Source organism: Ensifer sp. B1-9 (assembly GCF_050474445.1).
In the GTDB taxonomy this organism is placed as follows: Bacteria; Pseudomonadota; Alphaproteobacteria; order Rhizobiales; family Rhizobiaceae; genus Ensifer.
This window is the reverse complement of sequence record NZ_JBCHVG010000013.1, coordinates 95,770-115,179: the sequence shown is the minus strand read 5'-3', so window position 1 is coordinate 115,179 and position 19,410 is coordinate 95,770. Positions and strand designations below refer to the sequence as shown.

At 62.6% G+C, this 19,410-nt stretch carries 22 protein-coding genes; 4 read left to right on the top strand and 18 right to left on the bottom strand.

Annotated elements, in window-relative coordinates; translation table 11 throughout:
• Positions 1-104: 104 nt before the first annotated feature.
• The 12 genes from lpdA to ACQ5BM_RS24145 all read right to left on the bottom strand — a co-directional run bounded on the left by lpdA (position 105) and on the right by ACQ5BM_RS24145 (position 11,285).
• Positions 105-1,550, bottom strand: a complete 1,446-nt coding sequence (gene lpdA / locus ACQ5BM_RS24200) for a dihydrolipoyl dehydrogenase (RefSeq protein ID WP_429816892.1) — start codon at positions 1,548-1,550, stop codon at positions 105-107.
• Positions 1,551-1,568: 18 nt separating this feature from the next.
• Positions 1,569-2,150 carry an N-acetyltransferase family protein gene (locus ACQ5BM_RS24195; RefSeq protein ID WP_429816891.1) on the bottom strand — a complete coding sequence of 194 codons (582 nt, stop codon included), beginning with the start codon at positions 2,148-2,150 and terminating at the stop codon, positions 1,569-1,571.
• 2 nt (positions 2,151-2,152) lie between these two features.
• Positions 2,153-2,794, bottom strand: a complete 642-nt coding sequence (locus ACQ5BM_RS24190; RefSeq protein WP_429816888.1) for an SGNH/GDSL hydrolase family protein — start codon at positions 2,792-2,794, stop codon at positions 2,153-2,155.
• A 66-nt stretch (positions 2,795-2,860) separates the two neighbouring features.
• Entirely contained in the window at positions 2,861-4,207 is a 1,347-nt protein-coding gene (locus tag ACQ5BM_RS24185) for a pyruvate dehydrogenase complex dihydrolipoamide acetyltransferase (RefSeq protein ID WP_429816886.1), read from the bottom strand.
• Between the two features lie 15 nt (positions 4,208-4,222).
• A complete protein-coding gene (locus ACQ5BM_RS24180) occupies positions 4,223-5,596 on the bottom strand; it encodes a pyruvate dehydrogenase complex E1 component subunit beta (RefSeq protein WP_429816883.1) in 1,374 nt (457 codons plus the stop codon).
• Between the two features lie 17 nt (positions 5,597-5,613).
• Positions 5,614-6,660 (bottom strand): pyruvate dehydrogenase (acetyl-transferring) E1 component subunit alpha, encoded by a 1,047-nt coding sequence (pdhA, locus tag ACQ5BM_RS24175; RefSeq protein WP_429816880.1) that lies wholly within the window; start codon positions 6,658-6,660, stop codon positions 5,614-5,616.
• A gap of 136 nt (positions 6,661-6,796) precedes the next feature.
• On the bottom strand, positions 6,797-7,117 hold the full coding sequence (locus ACQ5BM_RS24170) for an FtsB family cell division protein (RefSeq protein WP_429816877.1): 321 nt from the start codon (positions 7,115-7,117) through the stop codon (positions 6,797-6,799).
• Between the two features lie 226 nt (positions 7,118-7,343).
• Positions 7,344-8,618, bottom strand: a complete 1,275-nt coding sequence (eno, locus tag ACQ5BM_RS24165; RefSeq protein ID WP_429816875.1) for a phosphopyruvate hydratase — start codon at positions 8,616-8,618, stop codon at positions 7,344-7,346.
• A 137-nt stretch (positions 8,619-8,755) separates the two neighbouring features.
• The gene (gene kdsA / locus ACQ5BM_RS24160) at positions 8,756-9,598 is read right to left on the bottom strand and encodes a 3-deoxy-8-phosphooctulonate synthase (RefSeq protein ID WP_429816872.1); all 843 of its coding nucleotides are present in this window, start codon (positions 9,596-9,598) and stop codon (positions 8,756-8,758) included.
• A complete protein-coding gene (locus tag ACQ5BM_RS24155; RefSeq protein ID WP_429816870.1) occupies positions 9,598-10,488 on the bottom strand; it encodes a VOC family protein in 891 nt (296 codons plus the stop codon). The genes kdsA and ACQ5BM_RS24155 overlap by 1 nt, the downstream gene beginning before the upstream one ends.
• A gap of 176 nt (positions 10,489-10,664) precedes the next feature.
• A complete protein-coding gene (locus ACQ5BM_RS24150; protein ID WP_429816868.1) occupies positions 10,665-10,832 on the bottom strand; it encodes a hypothetical protein in 168 nt (55 codons plus the stop codon).
• Between the two features lie 210 nt (positions 10,833-11,042).
• Positions 11,043-11,285 carry a hypothetical protein gene (locus tag ACQ5BM_RS24145; protein WP_429816866.1) on the bottom strand — a complete coding sequence of 81 codons (243 nt, stop codon included), beginning with the start codon at positions 11,283-11,285 and terminating at the stop codon, positions 11,043-11,045.
• Between the two features lie 196 nt (positions 11,286-11,481).
• Between ACQ5BM_RS24145 and ACQ5BM_RS24140 the strand changes: the two genes are divergently transcribed.
• The 4 genes from ACQ5BM_RS24140 to ACQ5BM_RS24125 are packed head-to-tail and all read left to right on the top strand — an operon-like array spanning position 11,482 to position 14,117.
• Entirely contained in the window at positions 11,482-12,129 is a 648-nt protein-coding gene (locus tag ACQ5BM_RS24140; protein ID WP_429816863.1) for a lysophospholipid acyltransferase family protein, read from the top strand.
• A complete protein-coding gene (locus tag ACQ5BM_RS24135) occupies positions 12,126-13,076 on the top strand; it encodes a phosphatidate cytidylyltransferase (protein ID WP_429816860.1) in 951 nt (316 codons plus the stop codon). The genes ACQ5BM_RS24140 and ACQ5BM_RS24135 overlap by 4 nt, the downstream gene beginning before the upstream one ends.
• The gene (locus ACQ5BM_RS24130) at positions 13,073-13,477 is read left to right on the top strand and encodes a hypothetical protein (protein ID WP_429816859.1); all 405 of its coding nucleotides are present in this window, start codon (positions 13,073-13,075) and stop codon (positions 13,475-13,477) included. The genes ACQ5BM_RS24135 and ACQ5BM_RS24130 overlap by 4 nt, the downstream gene beginning before the upstream one ends.
• Positions 13,461-14,117, top strand: a complete 657-nt coding sequence (locus tag ACQ5BM_RS24125) for a CDP-alcohol phosphatidyltransferase family protein (protein WP_429816856.1) — start codon at positions 13,461-13,463, stop codon at positions 14,115-14,117. The genes ACQ5BM_RS24130 and ACQ5BM_RS24125 overlap by 17 nt, the downstream gene beginning before the upstream one ends.
• Positions 14,118-14,355: 238 nt before the next feature.
• On the opposite strand, the gene ACQ5BM_RS24120 is transcribed toward ACQ5BM_RS24125, so the two are convergent.
• The 6 genes from ACQ5BM_RS24120 to ACQ5BM_RS24095 all read right to left on the bottom strand — a co-directional run bounded on the left by ACQ5BM_RS24120 (position 14,356) and on the right by ACQ5BM_RS24095 (position 19,362).
• Complete coding sequence (locus ACQ5BM_RS24120; RefSeq protein ID WP_429817203.1) at positions 14,356-15,993, bottom strand: CTP synthase; 1,638 nt, start codon at positions 15,991-15,993, stop codon at positions 14,356-14,358.
• Between the two features lie 138 nt (positions 15,994-16,131).
• On the bottom strand, positions 16,132-16,608 hold the full coding sequence (secG, locus tag ACQ5BM_RS24115; protein WP_429816853.1) for a preprotein translocase subunit SecG: 477 nt from the start codon (positions 16,606-16,608) through the stop codon (positions 16,132-16,134).
• A 131-nt stretch (positions 16,609-16,739) separates the two neighbouring features.
• Positions 16,740-17,510, bottom strand: coding sequence for a triose-phosphate isomerase (tpiA, locus tag ACQ5BM_RS24110; RefSeq protein ID WP_429816850.1), 771 nt, complete (start codon positions 17,508-17,510; stop codon positions 16,740-16,742).
• A 129-nt stretch (positions 17,511-17,639) separates the two neighbouring features.
• Positions 17,640-18,146 carry a GNAT family N-acetyltransferase gene (locus ACQ5BM_RS24105; protein ID WP_429816847.1) on the bottom strand — a complete coding sequence of 169 codons (507 nt, stop codon included), beginning with the start codon at positions 18,144-18,146 and terminating at the stop codon, positions 17,640-17,642.
• 60 nt (positions 18,147-18,206) lie between these two features.
• Entirely contained in the window at positions 18,207-18,692 is a 486-nt protein-coding gene (locus ACQ5BM_RS24100) for a GNAT family N-acetyltransferase (RefSeq protein ID WP_429816844.1), read from the bottom strand.
• Positions 18,693-18,882: 190 nt separating this feature from the next.
• Positions 18,883-19,362 (bottom strand): hypothetical protein, encoded by a 480-nt coding sequence (locus tag ACQ5BM_RS24095; protein ID WP_429816842.1) that lies wholly within the window; start codon positions 19,360-19,362, stop codon positions 18,883-18,885.
• Positions 19,363-19,410: the final 48 nt, after the last annotated feature.

Sequence of the window (19,410 nt, the reverse complement as noted above, 5' to 3'; positions counted from 1 at the left end):
GTCCTCAATGCCGAAGCCGCCTGAAAGGTTCCGGCGCAGTAACACTTTGAACGCTCCTAATTTTGTCCTCAAATCGATGCCGATCTAAGGAGTTATGCAGCACGTCAGGCGTTGAGCGCGCGGCCGTAGGCGTCGAGCACGCTTTCCTTCATCGTCTCCGAAATGGTCGGATGCGGGAAGATCGTGTGCATCAGGTCTTCTTCGGTTGTCTCGAGGTTCATCGCGACGACGAAGCCCTGGATGAGCTCGGTGACTTCGGCGCCGACCATGTGGGCGCCCAGCAATTCGCCGGTCTTCTTGTCGAAGATGGTCTTGACCAGGCCCTGGTCCTCGCCGAGCGCGATCGCCTTGCCGTTGGCGACGAACGGGAAGCGGCCGACGCGGATCTCGCGGCCCAATTCCTTGGCCTTGGCTTCGGTGAGGCCGACGGAGGCAACCTGCGGATGGCAATAGGTGCAGCCCGGGATCTTCAGCTTGTCCATCGGGTGGACGTTCGGCAGTCCGGCGATCTTCTCGACGCAGATCACGGCCTCGTGCTCGGCCTTGTGGGCAAGCATCGGCGGGCCGGCAACGTCGCCGATGGCGTAGACGCCCGGGACATTGGTCTTGCCGTAGCCATCGATGACGATGCAGCCGCGGTCCGTCTTCACGCCGAGCGCCTCGAGGCCGAGGTTCTCGATATTGCCTTGGACACCGACGGCCGAGATCATCCGGTCGGCAGTGATCTTCTCGACCTTGCCGTCCTTCATCTCGACATGGGCGGTGATCGAGTTGGCAGCCTTCTCGACCTTGGTCACCTTGGCCTGGAGATGGATCTTCATGCCCTGCTTCTCGAACTGCTTCTTGGCGATCGCCGAGATCTCGGCGTCTTCAACCGGCATGACGGTCGGCATGACCTCGACGACGGTCACGTCGACACCCATGGTGCGATAGAACGAGGCGAATTCGATGCCGATCGCGCCGGAACCCATGACGACAAGCGACTTCGGCATTTCCTCGGGCTTCATCGCCTCGAAGTAGGTCCAGATCAGCTTGCCATCGGGCTCGATGCCGGGAAGTGCGCGCGGACGGGCACCGGTCGCGATGATGATGTGCTTGGCGGTGTAGGTGCCCTCGCCCTTGGTGTTCTTCGGCAGCGGCGCCTGCGGCTGGACGACCGGCTTCGTCGACTTGCCGACGACGATCTCGCCGGGCTTCGTCAGCTTCGCCTCGCCCCAGATCACGTCGACCTTGTTCTTCTTCATCAGGAAGCCGACGCCGCCGTTCATGCGCTCGGCAATGCCGCGCGAGCGGGCGACGATCGCCTTGAGGTCCGGCGTCACCGTGCCTTCGATCTTGACGCCATAGGCGCCCGGATGCTGGGCATAGTGCAGGACTTCGGCCGAGCGCAGCAGCGCCTTGGTCGGGATGCAGCCCCAGTTGGAGCAGATGCCGGCCAGATGCTCGCGCTCGACGACCGCGGTCTTCAAACCAAGCTGTGCTGCGCGGATGGCGGCGATGTAGCCCCCCGGACCCGAACCGATGACGATGACGTCGTAATTCTCAGCCATATGTTTCCTGCCTTTGTCTCAAGCGACCTTGCGGGTGAACAGCACCCAGTCGTGTTTCTTGCTTTCGTCAAAGAGCGGAACCGCCTCGGCGCGCGCTGCCTCGCCGAAGCCGTTTGCTCTGTATAGTGCCTGGGCCCTGTCATTGTGGCTTTCGGTGATCAGGCTCACCGGCGCCGATCCGGCGCGTTCGAATTCCCTTGCCAAGAGCGCGCTACCGATCCCGCGGGCGCGCTGATGGCGATAGACGCCGAGGCTTTCGATGAACCAGTGGCCGACGATCTGCCTTTGCAGCGCGAGCAAGGGTTCCAGCACCGGATGCTTGGCGACGATCTCCAGAACCTCCGGGCCGATCGCATAGCCGACCGACAGACCGGCAACCTCGTCATCGGTTTCGGCAACCAGCGCGTCGCGCCAGTTTCCAGGCCCGGGCTCCTCGCGAAGCTTGTTGCGGCCGCGCTCGAAAGCCGTGTCCGTCACTCCATGGAGGACGGCGCCGTACCAGAGCCAGGAGGCAAAGCCGTGCGCGGCGATGTCGACGAGGATGGCGAGCTCGGCCGCCTCACGTCTTTCCGCCGGACGAATGGTGACGCCCCCCACCATCCTTAGACCCCAAGCATCATCCGCACGACCGGTTCGAGACCCCGGCCGATCGCACGCGTATTCTCCGCATCGAGATGCACGCCATCGAGCGGCGTGGTCACCGCCACCGAACCCGCATCGAAGAAGCCGCAATCAAGCTCGTCGGCAAGATCGCGATAGAGCGGCGCCAGCATCGCGGACTGTTCGATGCCACCGGCGAACATTGCACCGAAGGCGGCATTGGCGGTTTCGCAGAGCGCCGGCGGCGCGACAATCAGGATCTCCGGGCCTTCCTCGCCCTCGACCGGCCAGTCATGCCGGCGCACGAGGTTGACGAGGCGCTGAATGCCCTTCACGGCGCCGAAAGCGGTTCCGTGGATCACCGGCTTCATGTCGTTGGAGCCGAGAAGAAATATGATGAGATCGAGCGGCGCGTGGCTGTGCAGCACCGTTGGCAACACTCTTGCACCATTGCGATCGCAATCGGCGAGATGATCGTCATAGGCGGTCGTGCGACCGTTCAAGCCCTCGGCGATAACCTGGACATCCGCGCCCAGCGACTTCTGCAGCACACTCGGCCAGCGATCGGCAAGCGGGTGGCGGCCTCCGTCCGCGGCATCATAGCCCCAGGTCAGACTGTCGCCATAGCAGAGAACTGTTTTCATCGTCCGGGTCCGCCTTCGACTGCGCGAATAGGAACGGACCGGCCCGGGGGCCGGTCCCTATCCAACTCAGACCAGCATGCCCATCGGGTTTTCGATGTAGCGCTTGAAGGCACCGAGCAGTTCGGCGCCAAGCGCGCCATCGACGCAGCGATGGTCGGTCGAAAGCGTGACGGTCATGACGTTAGCGATGACCATCTGCTTGTTCTTGACCACGACACGCTCCTCGCCAGCACCGACCGCGAGGATCGTCGCATGCGGCGGGTTGACGACGGCGGCGAAGTTCTTGACGCCCATCATGCCCATGTTGGAAACGGCAGTGGTGCCGCCTTGGTATTCCTCGGGCTTCAGCTTGCGGTCCTTGGCACGCTGGCCGAGGTCCTTCATCTCGTTGGAGATGGCCGACAGGCTCTTCAGTTCCGCCTGGCGCACGATCGGGGTGATCAGGCCGCCCGGGATCGACACGGCAACGCCGACATCGGCGTGCTTGTGCTTGACCATGTTGCTCTCGGTCCAGGAGACGTTCGCATTCGGAACGTCACGGAGCGCCAGCGCCAGGGCCTTGATGACCATATCGTTGACGGAGAGCTTGTAGACCGGCTTGCCACCCTGTTCTGGAGCAGCGGCGTTGAGCTGGGCGCGGAGCGTCAGCAGCGCGTCGAGTTCGCAGTCGACCGACACGTAGAAGTGCGGGATCGTCTGCTTGGATTCGACGAGGCGCTTGGCGATCGTCTTGCGCATGCCGTCATGCGGCACGAGTTCGTAGGAACCCGGCTCGAAGAGCTTGAGAACGGCGTCGTCCGACGGACCCTTGGCAAGCGGTGCGGCCGCAGGAGCAGCAGCGCCGACAGCCGGAGCGGTTGCGGGCTTCGCGGTACCACCGGAAACGGCAGCCTCGACGTCCTTCTTGACGACGCGGCCGTGCGGGCCGGTACCGGCGATTGCCGAAAGGTCGATGCCGGCGTCCTTTGCCAGGCGACGTGCGAGCGGCGAAGAGAAGACGCGTGCGCCTCCCTCGGACTTCGCCGGCTGCACGGCAACCGGGGCGGACGCGGCTGGTGCAGGAGCGGCCGCCGGAGCGCTCGGCGCTGCCGGCGCGGGCGCTTCCGCCTTGGCCGCGGGAGCCGGTGCGGCTGCACCGTTGCCACCCTTGGCAGCGGCTGCGACATCCTCGCCATCGGCGGCGAGAACGGCAATCAGCGCGTTGACCTTGACGCCTTCGGTGCCGGCGGGAACGACGATCTTGGCGACCGTACCTTCGTCGACGGCTTCGACTTCCATCGTCGCCTTGTCGGTCTCGATCTCGGCGATCACGTCACCGGACTTGACCTTGTCGCCTTCCTTGACGAGCCACTTGGCCAGATTGCCTTCTTCCATCGTCGGAGAGAGGGCAGGCATTGTGATGTTGATAGGCATCGAAGGGCCCTCCCCTTATTTGTAGCAAACGGCTTTCACCGCATCGACGACCTCTGCGACGCTCGGAAGCGCCAGCTTCTCGAGGTTCGCGGCGTAAGGCATCGGCACGTCCTTGCCGGCGATCGTCAGGATCGGGGCGTCAAGGTAGTCGAATGCCTGCTGCATGACGCGGGTGGCGATTTCGGTGCCGACGGATGACTGCGGATAGCCTTCTTCGACGGTGACGAGACGCCCGGTCTTCTTGACGGATTCGATGACCGTCGGCAGGTCCATCGGACGGATGGTGCGCAGGTCGATCAGTTCGACGTCGATGCCCAAGGCTTCGAGCTCGGCAACCGCCTTGACGGCATAGGTCATGCCGATGCCGAAGGAGACGATCGTCGCGTCCTTGCCCTGCTTGTGGATGCGGGCCTTGCCGATCGGCAGAACGAAATCGTCGAGCTTCGGCACTTCGAAGGAGTGACCGTAGAGGATTTCGTTCTCGAGGAAGATGACCGGGTTCGGATCGCGGATCGCCGCCTTCAGCAGACCCTTGGCGTCGGCTGCCGTGTAGGGCATGACGACCTTGAGGCCGGGGATATGGCTGTACCAGGCAGCATAGCACTGCGAGTGCTGGGCGGCCACGCGGGCAGCGGCACCGCTCGGGCCGCGGAAGACGATCGGGGCGCCCATCTGGCCGCCGGACATATAGAGCGTCTTGGCGGCGGAGTTGATGATCTGGTCGATCGCCTGCATGGCGAAGTTGAAGGTCATGAACTCGACGATCGGACGCAGGCCGGTCATGGCAGCGCCGACGCCGACACCGGCAAAGCCATGCTCGGTGATCGGCGTATCGATGACGCGGCGAGAACCGAATTCCTGCAGCAGGCCCTGGGTGATCTTGTAGGCGCCCTGATATTCGGCGACTTCTTCGCCCATGACGAAAACGTCATCGCTGGCGCGCATTTCTTCGGCCATCGCATCGCGAAGGGCCTCGCGAACGGTCATCGTGACCATTTCGGTGCCGGCCGGGATTGCCGGATCGGCGGCAACTTCGACCTTCGGCTGGGCTGCAACCGGAGCCGGCGCGGAAGCGGCGGGAGCCTCGGCTGCTGCCGCCTTCGGCGCTTCGGCCTTCGGAGCAACGGCGATATCACCGGCGGCTTCACCGTCCTGCAGCAGCACGGCGATCGGCGTGTTGACCTTGACGCCTTCGGTGCCGGCCGCGATCAGCAGCTTGCCGATCGTGCCTTCATCGACGGCTTCGACTTCCATCGTCGCCTTGTCCGTCTCGATTTCGGCGATGACGTCGCCGGAGGACACCTTGTCCCCCTCGTTCTTCAGCCATTTCGAGAGCGTGCCTTCCTCCATCGTCGGGGAAAGGGCGGGCATAAGAATTTCTACTGGCATGTTTGTCCCTCCCCGGATCAAAGCAGGATGTCGGTGTAGAGCTCGGATGCATCCGGCTCCGGATCGGCCTGGGCGAAATCGGCGCTATCGGCAACGATATCGCGGACTTCCTTGTCGATCTGCTTGAGCTCGTCTTCGCTCGCCCAGCCCTTCTCCATGAGACGGGCCTTCACCTGCTCGATCGGGTCATGCTCCGAGCGCATCTTCTGCACTTCATCCTTCGAACGATACTTCGCCGGGTCGGACATCGAGTGGCCGCGGTAGCGGTAGGTCAGCATTTCCAGAATGATCGGGCCCTTGCCCGAGCGGCAATGGGCGACAGCCTCGTCGGCCGCGGCCTTCACGGCGCGAACGTCCATGCCATCCACCTGGAAGCCCGGAATGTTGAAGGAAACGCCACGCTGCGAGAAGTCGGTTTGTGCCGAGGCGCGGGAAACGGCGGTGCCCATGGCGTAACGGTTGTTCTCGATCACGTAGATCACCGGCAGCTTCCAGAGCTGCGCCATGTTGAAGCTTTCGTAAACCTGGCCCTGGTTGGCCGCGCCGTCACCGAAGTAGGCAACGGAAACATTGTCGTTGCCGCGGTAGCGGTTGGCGAAAGCGAGACCGGTGCCGAGCGACACCTGGGCGCCGACGATGCCGTGACCGCCGTAGAAGTGCTTTTCCTTGGAGAACATGTGCATCGAGCCGCCCTTCCCCTTGGAAAGACCGCCGCGACGACCGGTGAGTTCGGCCATCACGCCGCGGGCGCTCATGCCGCAGGCCAGCATATGGCCGTGATCACGGTAACCGGTGATCACCTGGTCGCCTTCCTTCAGCGCCGCCTGCATGCCGACAACGACCGCTTCCTGGCCGATATAGAGGTGACAGAAGCCGCCGATGAAGCCCATGCCGTAGAGCTGGCCGGCTTTTTCCTCGAAACGCCGGATCAGCAGCATCTCGCGGTAGGCATTGAGATCTTCTTCCTTGGAGAATTCGGCGAAGGTGCCGCCGTTGAAATCTTTCTTCGCCGGCTTTGCGGCACTCTTGCGGCTGGAAACGGACGCGGATTTTCGCGGAGCCATTCGTTCCTCCCAATGGTTAGCCTTTTGCGGTTACCATAGGGAAAGAAAGCGGCCACAGCAATGCCATATTTGCATGGCTCGCATTCCACGCAAATAGTTGAATTTACTTTACAAATCTCAGTTAACTGAATTCAGGTTAATTTGCGGCGCGGTGAAAAATAACGATCTCGTCGCTTCGCGACATGTTCAGCGCGAGGCGAGCTTTTTCATCCAGCATGTCCCGTTCCAGCGACCCGTCACTCATCAGCTGAACCTCTTTTTCAAGGATCATTCGCCGCTTCGTGAGCTCATCCAGCCGCGCCTGCCGCTCGACGATCTGGCGATCGAATTGCTCGGTCGCCTTCAGGCCATAGCCGCCGTGGATGGAATGATAGCCGAAGTAAGAGAGAAAGGCGACCGCGATCAGCGGCATCACCAGCCGACCCAGTTTCCGTTTCTTATGATGCCGTGTCCACATCCGTTCACGCCCTGATACGCAATACGGAAATCAGATTAGCGGCGATTGATTAACCGACCGTTGACCATGAATGGCAGGAAAACAGAAACCCGCCCACGTGGAAACGTGAGCGGGTTCGTTTGTTAGCTGCTGCATTGCGCGTCCGACCGGACGCGCGGCGCTTTAGTAAGTTGGAGCGGGACGCGGGCGGAAAACCGCGCACACTTTTCTTCATCCCGCTCTGGGATCAGCCGCGCAGGATCGAGCGGCCGGCGTACTTGGCCTGCAGGCCGAGTTGCTCTTCGATGCGGATGAGCTGGTTGTACTTGGCGAGCCGGTCCGAACGGGCGAGCGAGCCGGTCTTGATCTGGCCGCAGTTGGTGGCAACCGCGAGATCGGCGATCGTGGCGTCTTCGGTTTCGCCCGAGCGGTGCGACATGACGGCGGTGTAGCGCGCCTTGTGCGCCGTCTCGACGGCATCGAGCGTCTCGGAGAGCGAGCCGATCTGGTTGACCTTGACGAGGATCGAGTTGGCGACGCCCATCTTGATGCCGTCGCGCAGGCGCGCCGAGTTGGTGACGAACAGGTCGTCGCCGACGAGCTGGACCTTCGAGCCGATCTTGTCGGTCACGGCCTTCCAGCCATCCCAGTCGTCTTCCGCCATGCCGTCTTCGATCGAGAAGATCGGGTACTTGGCAGCGAGCTCCGCCAGGTATTCGGCCATGGCGCCCGGCTCCAGCGTGCGGCCCTCACCTTCGAGCACGTACTTGCCGTCCTTGAAGAATTCGGTTGCGGCGCAATCAAGCGCGATGAACATGTCTTCGCCCGGCTTGTAGCCGGCCTTCTCGATCGACTTCATGATGAAGTCGAGCGCCGCCGGAGCAGAGGCGAGACCCGGGGCGAAGCCGCCTTCGTCGCCGACATTGGTGTTGTGGCCGTCGGCCGCAAGCTGCTTCTTCAGCGTGTGGAACACTTCCGAACCCATGCGGACCGCATCGCGCATCGTGTCGGCACCGACAGGAACGATCATGAATTCCTGGAAGTCGATCGGGTTGTCGGCATGGGCGCCGCCGTTGATGATGTTCATCATCGGGACCGGCAGCACGTGGGCGTTCGGACCGCCGATGTAGCGGTAGAGCGGCAGGCCGGCAGCTTCGGCCGCGGCCTTGGCGACGGCCAGCGAAACGCCGAGGATGGCGTTGGCGCCGAGACGCGACTTGTTCGACGTGCCGTCGAGTTCGATCATGGTCTTGTCGATCTGGATCTGGTTCTCGGCATCGAGACCGCCGATCGCTTCGAAGATCTCGCCGTTGACGGCTTCGACGGCGCGCTCGACGCCCTTGCCGAGGTAACGCGTGCCACCATCGCGCAGTTCGACAGCCTCATGCGCACCGGTCGAGGCGCCCGACGGGACCGCCGCGCGGCCGAAGCTTCCGTCTTCCAGGTACACGTCGACCTCGACGGTCGGGTTGCCGCGGCTGTCCAGAATTTCTCGGCCGATGATGTCGATGATTGCAGTCATGATCTCTTCCCTGTTGAGGACGGTGGGTGGTCGGGGCCTGTCATACGCCAAGGCCTCTAAATTACAATGGCGCGCAAGATGCAAAACAGTTCGCGCCATTGCGGTTCATGAAAATTTCACGAAGCGTCGCTGAGGGCTCAACCCTTGGCGATCGCGTCGAAGGCGAGCAGCTTTTCGAGCAGCCGCGGCATGTCTTTCAGGTGCACCATGTTCGGGCCGTCCGACGGTGCGTTGTCCGGGTCTTCATGCGTCTCGACGAAGACGCCGGCGACACCGACGGCCACGGCCGCACGGGCCAGCGTCTCGACGAATTCACGCTGGCCGCCCGAAGAACCGCCCTGCCCGCCCGGCTGCTGCACCGAATGGGTGGCGTCGAAGACGACAGGTGCGCCGAGCGAAGCCATGATCGGCAGCGAGCGCATGTCGGAGACCAGCGTATTGTAGCCGAAGGAGGCGCCGCGCTCGCAGAGCAGGACGTTCGGATTGCCGCTTTCGGTGAACTTCGCCAGCACGTTCTTCATGTCCCAGGGCGCCAGGAACTGGCCCTTCTTCACGTTGATCGCGCGGCCGGTCTTGGCGGCAGCGACCAAAAGGTCGGTCTGGCGCGACAGGAAAGCCGGGATCTGCAGGACGTCGACTGTCGGGGCGACCAGAGCGCACTGCTCTTCGGTGTGCACGTCGGTCAATACCGGGAAACCGAATTCCTTCTTGAGATCGGCGAAGATCTCCATCGCCTTCGCGAGGCCGATGCCGCGCTTGCCGGAGAGCGACGTACGGTTCGCCTTGTCGAAGGAAGACTTGTAGACGAGGCCGATACCGAGCTTCTTGCAGAGTTCAAAGAGGGCGCCCGCGATCATGAAGGCGTGTTCGCGGCTCTCCATCTGGCAGGGGCCGGCGATCAGCGACAGCTTCTCGGTTTGCGCGAAGGCGACCTGCTGGGCGCCGTTGCCGACTACTACTCTGGCATTGGTTTTCATCATCAAGCTCCAAAAGCGAAGATCACCCCTTGCCCCGGCATTTCGGGGACAATGAGGCGTCCGCCCATTTCTGCAAATTCGATATCGTTCTCAGCGAAAAGAGCGCGTGTCGCCTCCAGGTCGGTGACGCGGAAAACGACGGCGCGACCACGCAGGCCGCGCTCAGCACCCCGCACCGAACGGCCGAAGAAGGCTTCCATACCGGCGGGGTTCAGCACCGAAATCTTGGCGTTGGTGGCCGACACATCCATGCCGAAGGAATGGGCCGTGACCTTGCGTTCGTCGACCGCCTCCTGCAGGAGGTACTGGAAATCGGTCGGGTTCGTTTCCGACAGGACCACCTCGGCGATGCCGATCACGCCGTTTTCATGCTGCTCCAGTGCGGCCCGATCGGTGGGCAGCGCCCGGACACGCTGACAGTTGAAAAGGAAGAAATCCGGCGAGCGCAGATCAGCCGCGAAGGCAAGGCGGAAGGAGCCCAGTCCCTCACGGCCATCCGGCAGCTTCATCGGGCGGGAAAACTCCAGCATGTCGCCGCCGGAAATGCCGCGTGCCCGAAAGCGGATGTGATCGCTCGCGGCATCCTCGGTGCCGAAGACCAGCGCCGAGAGACCTTCTGGCCCCTGGCGAAAACGGAAGGCCTGATCGCGAGCGACAAAGGCATTGCCATCGAGTGCGGCGGCTTCACATTCCTCGCGGGAAGCAACGGCCAACGGTTCGAGATAGGTGCCATCGGAAAAGAAGACGCAGGCATTCTCGGTGCCGAAAGGATGGCGAGCGTCCTCGGCAACGGTAAAACCGAGCTCGGACAGGCGACGCCGTGCCTGGGTAAGCGTATCCACCGGCAGCACGAGGTGATCGAGCGGGCGGGTGGTGCGCTTGGAGAGGCTCATGGCGTTTTCCCTGATGGTTCGCCGCTGTTTGCAACTTTTGGCCGGCGAATGCAAGTCGGGTCGCGGCCCTGGAGCGATTGGTCGCTGGCGTCCGAACATGGGCCGCAAACAGAAACGCTCCGCGCCGGGCCGCGCCCGCCGCAGAGTTACCTTTGCCTAGCGAGTGTCGGACTGCCTCAGTAGTAACCCGGAGCCGCCGTCGCGTTGGCCGTATTTCCCGCCCCGAGACCGGGGGCGAAGGTTTGGGGCTGCGCGTAGGTCGTATTGGTCGAGGACGTGGAGGCACAGCCGGCAAGCCCCGCCACGATCGCCAACGGCACGAATAACAAGGTGATGAAGCGCATGCGTATTGCCCCTTTCCAGTTTCGCTGACGAACAGAAAAGAATGAAACCGATGATTTGGCGAGTACGTAACAGTAACGCGACGTAACAAGGGTCGATGATCGACGTGCAGCTTACCCCGGGAACGCAACCGCGGGTCACCGCAGACGCCGCGATCGCTCTGATCGTCCGGTGCGCCGCACGAGGCGCGCACGGTTCTCGGCTCGCTTACCTCAAAGACCAAGATCGTTCTTGATGGCGCAGGTGGCGATGAAGGTCGGCACGAACCTGTCGATCAGGAAACGAGGTGACGGCTGCCAATCCTCGTGAAAGCCGGCGAGCACGAAGCCAGCCCGCAATTGCCCGTCAATCTCAGTTCGGTCGATTGCTGTGGCAGGGCATCGCATCATTTTGCGATCCACCCCCGCCTGCCGAGAGCGAATATCCAAGGCGCCCGGCACGTTATCACCCTGCACGTGATTTCGACCGCTTGAGAAGCGGATACAATCGCGTAATGTTGTTCGATGCAGCCTGGAGTTACGCCGGGCGGCAGGCTGAGGGGCAGCGCTTGATCTTTTTGTTGCAAGGCATGAAACGCATCCGGGCACGGCCGATGGGCTGCGCAAGGCGCGTCGGGACGCTGACCTGGCTTCCGCTTGGATATGAATCGACATGATCCGCGACTTGACGGCCAAGTTGGCTTCCATTGCGATCATGATGTTTGCGCGCGCGCTGACTGCGGCGCGCGCCATCTGGCATGAGACGGGTCTCCCGCCGAAGCAGAGCATCTATTTCGCCAATCATTCCAGCCACGGCGATTTTGTGCTGATCTGGGCGGTGTTGCCGCCCTGGCTTCGCGAATGCGCGCGGCCGGTTGCCGGCGCGGAATACTGGCTGAAATCGAAGCTGTCGGCCTTCATCGGCCGCGACGTCTTCGATGCGGTGCTGATCGAGCGCGACCCGGCGGCCCGCACCCAGGATCCGGTCGAGCAAATGACGGCCGTTCTTAACGACGGCTCGTCGCTGATTCTCTTTCCCGAGGGAACGCGCAATCAGACCGAGGCACGGCTGCTGCCCTTCAAAAGCGGGCTCTATCACCTCGCCTGCAAGCGGCCGGATGTGGCACTGGTTCCTGTCTGGATCAACAATCTCAACCGCGTCATGCCGAAGGGGGAGTTCGTGCCGATCCCGCTCATCTGTACCGTAACCTTCGGCGAACCGATGCATCTCAAGGCGCAGGAGACGAAGGACGAGTTCATCGCCCGCGCCGAGGCAGCCATGCTCGCGCTCTCACCTTCATCGACGGAAGACGACGCATGAGCGCGGCGACCTTGGACATGCTCAAACTGCTCCTGGGCGTCGGCGGCATTCTCGTCCTGGCGTCGAGCATCGGCTACGTCCTGAAGCAAAAGCTCTCGCCGGATGGGTCGAACGGCGCAATCGAGAACCTCAACGCCCGCATCAAGGCATGGTGGGCAATGGTGGTGCTGATCGCCATCGCCTTCGTTGCCGGCCGGGTCGGCGTGCTCCTGCTTTTCGCCTTCTGCTCTTTCGCGGCGCTGCGCGAATTCATCACGCTGATCAAGACCCGCCGCGGCGACCACTGGGCGATTGCTGCCGCGTTCTTCGTTGTTCTGCCGATCAACTACGTCCTGCTGTGGGCCGAGCAATACGGCATCTACTCGATCTTCGTGCCGGTCTACGCCTTTCTGCTGATGCCGATCATCGCCGTCATGCGTGGCGACACGCGCGATTTCCTGCTCAGGATCGCGGAGGTGCAATGGGCGCTGATGATCTGCGTCTTCTGCGCCTCGCACGTGCCAGCACTCCTGACACTGCAGATCCCGGATTACGAAGGGCGCAACGTCCTTCTCATCGCCTTCCTGGTCATCGTCGTTCAGTCCAGCGACGTGCTGCAATATGTCTGGGGCAAGCTCTTCGGGAGGACCAAGATCGCACCGACCCTTTCGCCCTCGAAGACGGTCGAGGGCTTTATCGGCGGGGTCGCAAGCGCCACCCTGATCGGCGCGTCGCTCTGGTGGATCACTCCGTTCACGCCGTCCCAGGCCGCGTTGATGTCGCTGCTCATCACCCTGATGGGCTTTTTCGGCGGACTCGTCATGTCGGCGATCAAGCGTGACCGCGGCGTCAAGGACTGGGGCCATCTGATCGAGGGCCATGGCGGGCTGATCGACCGGTTGGATTCCGTCGTCTTCTCCGCACCGATCTTCTTCCACCTGACACGTTACTGGTGGTCACTGACATGACGGCGAAGCTGAGGGGCCTGGCGGGCAACGGCATGGTGCACGTGGCATTCGCCTTTTTTGCCATGGGCGGCTGGGCGCTTTTCGCCAATCGCCATCATCCGATGCCCAAGCCGCTTCTTGCCGCGATCGTGCAAGGTACACTCTCGGCACTTCTGACCCTCTACCTCAAGACAGTGATCGACGCGCTTTCCAGGCGGTTTCGCGGGGCAAAACGTTTGTTCCTGCCGCCACTTCTCGCCTGCCTCAGTTCGTCAGCAATGCTCGCCGCGATCCACACGGCCAGCGGCACGCCGGAGATCCTGAGGACGATCGCCCTGCCGCTCGCGGTGTCGACCACCTACGCCGCCATCTATAACTATTCCATCAGCCGAGGAGAGCCTGGGCATGACCGAGACCGGTGACCGCAGGCCGCTCGCAAGCCGCAACAGCCGCTGGGCACAGGCGATCGCGCGACGGCTGGCGTCGATGAATGTCACGCCCAACCGGATCTCGCAGGCAAGCATGTTGGCCGCCGCCTTTGCAGGGCTTGCCTTCTGGCTGACGGGCGAAACTCAGGATGGGATGAGGGGCGCGCTGTTCATTGCCGCCGCCCTCTTCTGCCAGTTGCGCCTGCTCTGCAATCTCTTCGACGGCATGGTCGCCGTCGAGGGCGGCAAGGGCGAGGCCGACGGCCCGTTCTGGAACGAATTTCCCGACCGCATCGCGGACATTTTCATTTTCGTCGGCGCTGGATATGGCATCGGCTTGCCTGCGCTCGGCTTTGCCGCGGCCGCCTTCGCCGTGCTGACGGCCTATGTGCGCGAACTTGGCCGCGCCAATGGCGCTCCGAGCGACTTCTCCGGCCCGATGGCCAAGCAGCACCGCATGGCGACCATGACGGCCGCTGCTGTCCTATCGTCCCTTGAAGGGCTTTGGCTTGGTGACGGCGAAATCCTCTGGGCAGCGCTGCTGCTGGTCTCGATCGGGGCGGCGCTGACCGCCCTCTTGCGCGCCCGCCGCCAAATCACCTGGCTCCGGCAGAACGCCATCCAGAAAGGCTGACCGCATCCCTATCGCCGCCACCGGTCGACTCCCGCGCGACAAACCCCGCGGACGCCGCCCTGATGTTTCGCCGCTCAACTATCAAATGGTTACGGCGTGGCGCTTCTGCTCGGAATCTTTCCCGTCAGCACCATTGCCTTCACCCCTACGGCCTTGAACGCGCAAACGTTGCGGACACCGGCGCATATGAAAAAGGCCGATCATGCGACCGGCCTTTCTCGGTTCTTGCAATCCCGACTTAGACGAGGCGGGACTGTTCCAGTGCCGCTTCGACGAAGCTCGCAAAAAGCGGATGCGGGTCGAGCGGGCGCGACTTCAATTCCGGGTGGTACTGGACGCCGATGAACCACGGATGATCCGGATATTCGACCGTTTCCGGCAACACACCGTCCGGCGACATGCCGGAGAAAACGAGGCCACAGGACTCCAGGCGGTCCTTGTAGTCGACGTTGACTTCGTAGCGGTGGCGGTGACGCTCGGAAATATCGGTCGAACCATAGATCTCGGCGATCTTGGTATTGCCCTTGAGTGACGCGCGATAGGCGCCGAGACGCATCGTGCCGCCGAGATCGCCAGCGGCGGAACGCTTCTCGAGTTCGTTGCCTTTCACCCATTCGGTCATCAGGCCGACGACCGGCTCCTTGGTCGGACCGAACTCCGTGGACGAAGCCTTCTCGATGCCGGCGAGATTGCGGGCCGCTTCCACGACCGCCATCTGCATGCCGAAGCAGATGCCGAAGTAGGGCACCTTGCGCTCGCGGGCGAAGCGCGCAGCATTGATCTTGCCCTCGGAGCCGCGTTCGCCGAATCCACCGGGAACGAGGATACCGTGCACCTTCTCGAGATAGGGTGCGGGATCTTCCTTCTCGAAGACTTCGGACTCGATCCACTCGAGTTTGACCTTCACCCGGTTGGCGATACCGCCGTGGTAAAGCGCTTCGATCAGCGACTTGTAGGCATCCTTGAGGCCCGTGTACTTGCCGACGATCGCGATCGTGACCTCGCCCTCCGGCGTGCGGATCCGATCGGCAACGCGTTCCCAGGCTTCCATGCGCGGCTTCGGCGCCGGCTCGATGCCGAAGGCGGCGAGCACTTCGTTGTCGAGGCCTTCCTTGTGGTAGGCGATCGGAACGTCATAGATCGAGGCAACGTCGAGCGCCTGGATAACGGCCGACTGGCGGACGTTGCAGAACAGCGAAAGCTTGCGGCGCTCGGCTTCCGGAATTTCGCGGTCGGCGCGAACGAGCAGGATATCGGGATGAATGCCGAGCGCCTGCAGTTCCTTGACCGAATGCTGCGTCGGCTTGGTCTTCAGCTCGCCGGCTGCCGGAATATAGGGCATCAGCGTCAGATGGACGTAAACTGCGGTGCCGCGCGGCAGATCGTTGCCGAGCTGGCGGATCGCCTCCATGAACGGCATCGCTTCGATGTCGCCGACCGTGCCGCCGATTTCACAGAGCACGAAGTCGTAATCATCATTGCCTTCGGTGACGAAGTTCTTGATTTCGTTGGTGACGTGCGGGATCACCTGAACCGTCGCGCCGAGATAGTCGCCGCGCCGTTCCTTGTCGATGATGTTCTTGTAGATCCGGCCCGTGGTGATGTTGTCGGTCTTCGTCGCCGAACGCCCCGTGAAGCGTTCATAATGGCCGAGATCGAGATCGGTCTCCGCGCCATCGTCGGTTACGAAAACCTCGCCGTGCTGGGTCGGGCTCATGGTGCCCGGATCAACGTTGAGGTAGGGGTCGAGCTTGCGCAGTCTCACCCGGTAGCCACGCGCCTGCAGCAGTGCTCCGAGAGCCGCTGCAGCGATGCCTTTTCCGAGGGAGGAAACCACGCCGCCAGTGATGAATACATATCGCGCCATGGGAGTCACCGGATACCTTTTCACAAATGATTCCGCCACCGAAAAATTCATGTTCCAGAACTTTTCGCCTAGGGATGAAGGCAGATTTCACACAAAACAAAACCGGCGGATGAAACATCCGCCGGCGGATTCTTTAGAAGTGCGACCTTATTGGCCGCTGGGAACTTGCGATCCCGAATTGTTGTTGGCGGGCGTCTCGGTCGTTGCGCCGCCTGCCGGAGCTTGGCCCGACGTTGCGGGTGCCGTCGAGGGGACACCGTTGCCCGTTGCCGGGGCAGTTGCCGGCTGCTGCTGCGTCGCACCACCGGCGGGAGCCTGGGTATTGCCGCCGCCGAGCGAGTTGAGAACGCCACCGCCATTGGAGCTGGTGCCCGGGATACGATCGAGGATGTCGGTCGCCTGCGGCTGGTAGCGTGCAAGGATACCCATGGCGAGCGCCAAGGCGAAGAACAGGGCCGCGAGGATTGCGGTCGTGCGGGTCAGCGCATTGGCCGTGCCGCGCGCGGACATGAAGCCCGAGCCGCCGCCGATGCCGAGACCACCGCCTTCGGAACGCTGAATGAGAACGACGCCGATCAGGGCGACGACGACCATGAGATAGATGACGAGTAGTACGGTCTGCATCAGCTTCCAGTCCTGCCCTTTGGGCACACGAATCAAACCCTGCGCAGACTCGGCATGGCCGGGCGCAATTTTCGCGCCTCTTTATACCATGCCGTGCGCCATTCCAAGCCCCTGCCCGGCGATGCGGGCGATCAGGCCGTCAATTCTTCATAAGCCCGGTAGATGGCGAGGAAGTCTTCCGCTTTCAAGCTCGCGCCGCCGATCAGGGCGCCGTCAACATTGGCGACGCCCATCAGCTCCTTGGCATTGGACGGCTTGACCGAGCCGCCGTAGAGGATGCGCATCTTGGCTCCGGTGTTACCGAAGCGCGAAACGAGTTCCTTGCGCATGAAGGCATGCGCCTCCTCGACATCGGCTGCCGTCGGGGTCAGGCCGGTACCGATCGCCCAGACGGGTTCGTACGCGATAACGGTGTTTTCGGCGGTCGCCGCATCCGGCAGGCTCTCGGCGAGCTGGCGCTGCAGAACATCGAGCGTCTTGCCGGACTTGCGCTCATCGCCGGTCTCGCCGATGCAGACGATCGCCACGAGCTCGGCGGCATGCGCCGCTTCCGTCTTCGCGCGAACCAGCGCATCGCTTTCGGCGTGGTCAGTGCGGCGCTCGGAATGGCCGACGATGACGTGGGTGCCGAAGCAATCGGCGATCATTTCGGCGGAAACGTCGCCGGTGTGGGCGCCCGACTGCTTCTGATGGCAATCCTGCGCGCCGATCATCAGCGGGCTGTCGTCGCAAAGCGCCGTTGCCACATAGAGCAGGGTCGCGGGCGGGCAGATCAGGGTTTCGACCTTCGCGGAAAGTTCGCCCTTGACCCCTTCGGCCATCGCCTTGATCTGATCGAGCGAGGCGCGGGTTCCGTTCATCTTCCAATTGCCGGCGACGAGCGGGCGGATATCGGGCGTCATGCAATTTCCTCCGGATCTTATGCTTTTCTCCGGAAGCGGCCTAGCAAATGCGGCAGGCAAATAAAAGCGCTGCCGGCGATTATTCCCGTACGGTGAGGCGAGTTGCACCACCCCACTGCGCTGGGATTGTCATGCGCTGCGCATCATGGCGATCACGGCGAAAGGCAGTCCTTCATCGTCCGTATCTCGGCGCCCGGTTTCGACGAAGCCGCGGCGACGATAGAAGTCGACGGCCGCCCGATTGTCCGCGTAGACACTGACTTCGAGTTGCCCGAGGCGCGCCGCGGCATCCTCGACAAGGGCGCGACCGACGCCGGCGCCGTGGATGTCCGGATCGACGAACAGTCCGCCAATAAAGTTCTCGATCAGGCCGATGAAGCCCACGACCTGCCCGTCGATTTCGGCGACCCAATTGTCTGCCATCGGCAAGTAAGTGTCCCGCACCAGCTGCTGCTGCTCGACAAGGCGCGCCTCACCGAGAAACGGATGGCCGATACGCGATGCGGCGAGCCAGATTGCAAGCAACCGTTCGCCTTCCTCCGGACGCCAGGGGCGAATGGCGACGGGCACGGCGCCGGCGGCGACCGTCGCCGCGTTCCAGGTGAGGCGATTGGCCTCGTGTAGATCGTTACTCATAATCGTATTCATAAAATCTGATCGGCAGAGATGACGCCGGCGAGCCATGTCCGCACGGTTCTAAAACTTCAGTACGGCCTCAAGCTCGCCATCATAATGCTCGCCCGTCGGCTCAAAGCCGAGGCCACGATAAAATCCATCGGGGCTGCCGGACCCCTGCCCATAGCTCGTGTAGAGTTCGCGAAGACCGCGGGCTTTCAGATCGCGCACGACGAGGGCGATCGCCTGCTTGCCAAAGCCCCGGCCCTGAAACGGACGGGCAATCATGAAGCGCCAAAGATAGACGCCGGGGCAATCGATGCCGTCGTCCCAGTCGGATCCCTCATGCAGCATGATGAAGCCGACCAGCGTCTCCTCAGCATAGATCGCGCGGAACCAGGCATTCTCGGAAAAATGGGCCTCGGCGATCGAGGTGCCGTTGTCCGCCACCATGTTGCGCTGTTCGTCGCTCAGCGTTTCGCTGAGCTCGCAGACGTCACAGACGGTCGCGGCTGAAATGCGCCGGAGGCTAACCTCGGCATCAGACGGCAATACGGTTTCACGCATTGGGAAACTCCTAAGAAAAATCAAAACGTAAAAAATCCGAGGCCAGGACGGTCGGCATCGAATCACCTGCCAAAAGGGCTATTGGCGCGTAAAATGAAATTATGGCGAGAAAAACCCGCCCGTTCGCAGTGGCGAACGCCGGTGAAATCCGGTTCGCTATTGGTCGTGGCTCCGGCTCAGGAACCCGACCTCACTTTGGTCGACCCGCTGTCGGCTGCGTTCCGCCGTTCTCCAGGCCGGCAATCGCCGCGTGAACGTCCGCCTCCAACTCTTCGTCGAACTGCTCGAAGATCGCATCGCCGATCAAGCCGTGAACCTCGCGGAGGTAAGGGGCGGCTGCCTCGCCTTCGCCAAGAGCGAGGTAGGAGCGCGCGATCGAAAGCGACGAGAGCGGCTGGCGCCGCTGCAAGGTCCATTCTCGAGCCAGCAGCGAGACGGCAATGCTCTCCCGGTATTGCCCGGCATCGCAAAGTGCCGCGCCGTAGCCGCTCTTGACCCAGTAATACATGTCCGTGAAAGCGAGGTGCGCGTCGGCTATGTCGGACGCCAGACGCCAGGCGTCGATCGCCTCGCCATATTTGGCTTCGGTTCCAAAACGGATGCCCTTACGTGCATGTTCGTAGGCCTCCCGCTCGTGCGGACTCATCGGTGTCGTTTTTTTCTTCGCCATGTATGCCAGCCCAACTGCTCCCGGGAACAACTCCTCCGTGTCCCCCTC